The sequence below is a fragment of the Microbacterium sp. ISL-103 genome (assembly GCF_018613995.1).
Classification (GTDB): domain Bacteria; phylum Actinomycetota; class Actinomycetes; order Actinomycetales; family Microbacteriaceae; genus Microbacterium.
In genome coordinates this window covers 1-2,779 of the sequence record NZ_JAGGPD010000249.1, presented here as the reverse complement: position 1 = coordinate 2,779, position 2,779 = coordinate 1, and the positions used below count along the sequence as shown (strand labels likewise).

The window sequence follows — 2,779 nt, the reverse complement described above, 5'->3', positions numbered from 1 at the left end:
CGACGTGCGTGGTGGTACAGTGGGGAATCGAGCGGAGGGCTCCACGTAACTGCGTGAATCTGGCCCCATTGCAACTCTGCAAGACCCGCACGCAAACCCCTCTGGTACTGCTCTCGCCGAGAACCTCGTTCTTTCTGAGAACCCAGTGCCGAGGCTGGCTGATGCCGAGCATCAGCCCGTGCGACCGCGCGCAGCACCCGTTGTGCGCGTACCGCTCATGTCTTCGAGACCAAAGAGGGAGTACTCGTGGAGAATTTCTCCGAGACCCAGAACGACCAGTCGGCACCCGCCGCTGAGGCTCCGGCACAGGCCGCGAGCTCCGACGCCGCGACCACCGCGGCGACCGAAGTGGCGCCGGCGCGCAAGCGCGCGCCGCGTCGCGCATCGACCGCCACCGCTGCGGCCAAGGCTCAGAAGGCCGCTGCCGCCGATGCGCCTGCCGATTCCGCGCCTGCCGCATCGGAATCGCCCGCAGCCGCCGCGACTGCCGGTGACGCACCTGCCGCTGACGCAGCCCCCAAGGCCAAGGCTCCGCGCCGCAGCCGTGCCAAGAAGGCCGACACCGAGACCGCAGCACCTGCCGAGACCGCAGCTGTCGAGACTCCTGCCGCCGCCGCCGAGTCCGCCGCCGCACCGGCAGCAGAGTCCGCCGAGGCGTCCGACGAGCCGAAGAAGACCACCGGTCGCGGTCGCCGCACCAAGAAGCCTGCTGCAGACGCCGAGGCGCCTGTCGCCGAGAAGCCCGCGGACTCCGCACCCGCCGAGTCCGCACCCGCGGCCGATTCCGCATCCGACTCGAACGACGGTGGCGACGAGCAGGGCGGACGCAACCGCAACCGCAACCGCAGCCGCAACCGCGGACGCGGCCAGAACGGCAACGGCCAGGGTGGCGAGCAGCAGCCTCAGCAGCAGAGCGCACCCGTCGACGATGAGGGCGGCAACGGCCGCAACCGTCAGCGCAACAAGCGCCGTACCGCAGCGCCGACCGACGAGTTCGACACCGAGATCGGCGAGGATGACGTGCTCGTCCCGATCGCCGGAATCCTCGACGTGCTCGACAACTACGCGTTCGTGCGCACGACCGGCTACCTCGCCGGCCCCAGCGACGTCTACGTCTCGCTCGGCCAGGTCAAGAAGTACAACCTGCGCAAGGGCGACGCGATCGTCGGCTCGATCAAGCAGCCGCGCGAAGGCGAGCAGCAGGGGCGCCAGAAGTACAACGCCCTGGTGAAGGTCGACTCGATCAACGGCCTGTCGATCGACGACGCCGCCACCCGTGTCGAGTTCGGCAAGCTCACCCCTCTCTACCCGCAGGAGCGTCTGCGCCTCGAGACGGCCCCCGAGAAGCTGACCCAGCGCATCATCGACCTCGTGGCTCCGATCGGCAAGGGCCAGCGCGGCCTCATCGTCGCACCGCCCAAGGCCGGCAAGACGATCGTGCTGCAGCAGATCGCCAACGCGATCGCTCAGAACAACCCCGAGGTCCACCTCATGGTCGTGCTCGTCGACGAGCGCCCCGAAGAGGTCACCGACATGGAGCGCACCGTCAAGGGCGAGGTCATCGCCTCGACCTTCGACCGTCCGGCGGAAGACCACACCACCGTCGCCGAGCTCGCGATCGAGCGCGCCAAGCGCCTCGTCGAGCTGGGCCGCGACGTCGTCGTGCTGCTCGACTCGATCACCCGCCTCGGCCGCGCGTACAACCTCGCGGCTCCGGCATCCGGTCGCGTGCTCTCGGGTGGTGTCGACGCCTCGGCGCTGTACCCGCCCAAGCGCTTCTTCGGAGCGGCGCGCAACATCGAGAACGGCGGATCGCTCACGATCCTCGCGACCGCGCTCGTCGAGACCGGCTCCAAGATGGACGAGGTCATCTTCGAGGAGTTCAAGGGCACCGGCAACAGCGAACTGCGCCTCTCTCGTCAGCTCGCCGACAAGCGCATCTTCCCGGCCGTCGACATCAACGCCTCGAGCACCCGTCGCGAAGAGATGCTGCTCTCGGCCGACGAGGTCAAGATCACCTGGAAGCTGCGTCGCGCCCTTGCGGGCCTCGACCAGCAGCAGGCGCTCGAGGTCGTCCTGGGCAAGCTCAAGGAGACGCACTCGAACGTCGAGTTCCTGGTGCAGATGCAGAAGTCGATCCCGACGCTGCCTTCGGGCGCGCACGGCCACGACAACAACATCCGCTGAGCGGAGCCGGGGTGTTCGAGTCCGTCCAGACTCTGATCGACGGGCATCGCCGGGTGCAGGAGGAACTCTCCGACCCGGCGGTGCACGCCGACGCCGCTCGAGCGAAGCGCGTCAACCGCCGCTACGCCGAGCTGTCCCGGATCGTCGCCGCCTACGAGGCATGGTCGGGGGCGACCGACGATCTGGCTGCGGCGCGCGAACTCGCCCGTGAGGACGAGGCTTTCGCCGACGAGGTCCCCTCCCTCGAAGAGGGTGTGGAGGCTGCGCAGGAGAGACTTCGACGACTGCTCATCCCGCGGGATCCCGACGACGCGCGTGACGTGATCATGGAGATCAAGGCGGGGGAGGGCGGGGCCGCGTCGGCTCTGTTCGCCGCCGACCTGCTGCGGATGTACATCCAGTACGCGGCGTCGAAGGGCTGGAAGACCGAGCTCCTCGAGCGCAACGAGTCCGACCTCGGCGGCTACAAGGACGTGCAGGTCGCGATCAAGGGATCCTCCACCGACCCCGCGCAGGGCGTCTGGGCGCACCTGAAATACGAGGGTGGCGTGCACCGGGTGCAGCGCGTGCCGGCGACCGAGTCGCAGGGGCG

General features: G+C 68.9%; 2 protein-coding genes. Both read left to right on the top strand.

What is annotated here, in order from left to right:
- Nucleotides 1-246 precede the first annotated feature (246 nt).
- Nucleotides 247-2,187: a transcription termination factor Rho gene (rho, locus tag J7E68_RS10055; protein WP_215172196.1), complete on the top strand. Its 1,941-nt coding sequence runs from the start codon at nt 247-249 to the stop codon at nt 2,185-2,187.
- A gap of 11 nt (nt 2,188-2,198) precedes the next feature.
- A partial coding sequence (locus J7E68_RS10050) for a PCRF domain-containing protein (RefSeq protein ID WP_215172194.1) occupies nt 2,199-2,779 on the top strand: 581 nt, incomplete at its 3' end.